Source organism: Collinsella sp. AM13-34 (assembly GCF_003473055.1).
In the GTDB taxonomy this organism is placed as follows: Bacteria; Actinomycetota; Coriobacteriia; order Coriobacteriales; family Coriobacteriaceae; genus Collinsella.
In genome coordinates, this window is the sequence record NZ_QRLE01000054.1 from 1 (window position 1) to 1,811 (window position 1,811).

Sequence of the window (1,811 nt, forward strand, 5' to 3'; positions counted from 1 at the left end):
ATGGCGAAGCCCATGGCCGGCAGGATGTTGGCGGCAACGCCGCAACCGTCGATGATGAAGGGCGGGATGAAGTCGAGCAGGCCCTGGATGGCGTCGGAACCCAAATAGAAGGCGCCGCCGCACAGCAGGAAGTACTCGACGCAGCCCCAGATTCCAATTCCCCAATGAACGGCGTAGATGCCTTTGAGGTTTCCCTTGAGGGCGAACTTGTCTGCCATATCGACAAACACAGGGAACAAGGCATTGGTAATGTTGCCGATCGTCAGCGCAAGGACGGCGATGGGCATGGCGAGCGCGATGGCCGTCTCGGTACCCTGACCGAGCTGAATGGCAAACGCGCAGGCGAGCACGCCGCCGACGGTTTCGTTAGGCGGCACGTAGGCGCCGATGGAAATCGAGCCCATGAACAGCAACTCCAGGCTGGCGCCAACGGCAAGGCCAGTCTGCAGGTCCCCCAGCACCAGGCCCACGAGCGGGCACAGGACGATGGGGCGGAACGCGTAGAGGGTGCCGAGCTGGTAGTCGAGGCATCCAAACGCTCCGACTAAGCCGACGAGGATTGCTTGGACAAGCATAATTCCTCCCAATAAGGAATCTCGAACCGTCGTCACTCCCGTCGCGCGCGTTGTTGATATCAATTCCGGGAGTTCGATTCCACGGCTCGAAGCGTACCTGGTGTGCTGCTAACACCCATGCCAGGCACAAATGATTTGATACCAATTATAGGTATGCAGGTTCGCCTTATTTAATACCAGTCGCTCAGCGGGGTGTTTTTTACCGTAAACGGCAGGCGCATCCCATTAGGCACGCTCTTTGTTTCGATGGCGGACAAGCGCCACCAGAAAGCCGTCGCCAAAAGCATCGGATGCCAAGTTGGCCACAATCACCAAAACGATCATCGCTGCGCCCAAAAACTCGTTCCAGCGAAAGACCTCGCCAAAGAGGAGCGCCGACCAGCAGGGAGCGAGCACGACCTCACTCATGCAAACCAAGTTGGCCGCAAACGCGTTGGTGCGCGCAATCCCCTTGGCATACAGCACACTCGCAAGGCCGCTGCAAAAAAGGCCATGCACCAGCATAAGCCCCCACTCAAAGGGTTTCACGGAGCCTAGGTCGCCGGCAAAATAGACGATCGGAAGTATCGAAATGCCGCAGGAGATGAGCGAGGACACCATGGGCGACGCATCGGGGCGAGAGTTTAAAAAGAAACACAGCCCAAAGGTGGCGCCCGAAATGACGGCAAGCAGATTTCCGAGCATGCCCTCAGCGCTCAAATCACCTAAAAAGAAAAGTCCCATACCCGTAAAAGCAACCACCACGGAGGCAATCTTCGCAGGCGAGGGCAACGTGCGAGTTGCGAGCGATTGATACACGATAACGAAAATCATCGAGGTGTACTGCAGAACGATCGCGTTGCCGACCGTCGTGAGCTGGTTGGCAAAGTTAAACGTGGTGCCCGTCACGAAGTTGCAGACGGCCACAAGGACAATAAGACGGCTGACGCGAAGGACGGGTCTGCCGACGAGCAGGATAAAGAGCGCCATAAATATTGCCGTGACGGCACCGATCAAAAGAGCTGACTGCGAATTGGCGCGAACGAGGATGCCGATAAAACTCCACAAGAGCGCCGTGCCAAATAGATACATCGCCCCGCTCACGCCATTATCGGGTGGATTGTCAGATCGAATCACGAAGCACCTCCAACTAGCCTTCGGTAATAAAAAACGGCGACCGCAATGGGTCGCCGTTTCCCTTGGGGGCAAATAATAGGCCGGGCCCTTACGCCAGCACGCCGAAGAACGCGCCGATGA

Annotated in this window: 2 protein-coding genes; both read right to left on the bottom strand. The window is 57.0% G+C overall.

Annotated features, from left to right (window positions below; translation table 11 throughout):
• Window positions 1-575 (bottom strand): PTS sugar transporter subunit IIC (locus tag DW151_RS10340; RefSeq protein ID WP_147330331.1); only part of this gene is annotated, 575 nt, incomplete at its 3' end.
• A 225-nt stretch (window positions 576-800) separates the two neighbouring features.
• Window positions 801-1,811 (bottom strand): DMT family transporter (locus DW151_RS10345; protein WP_370448028.1); only part of this gene is annotated, 1,011 nt, incomplete at its 5' end.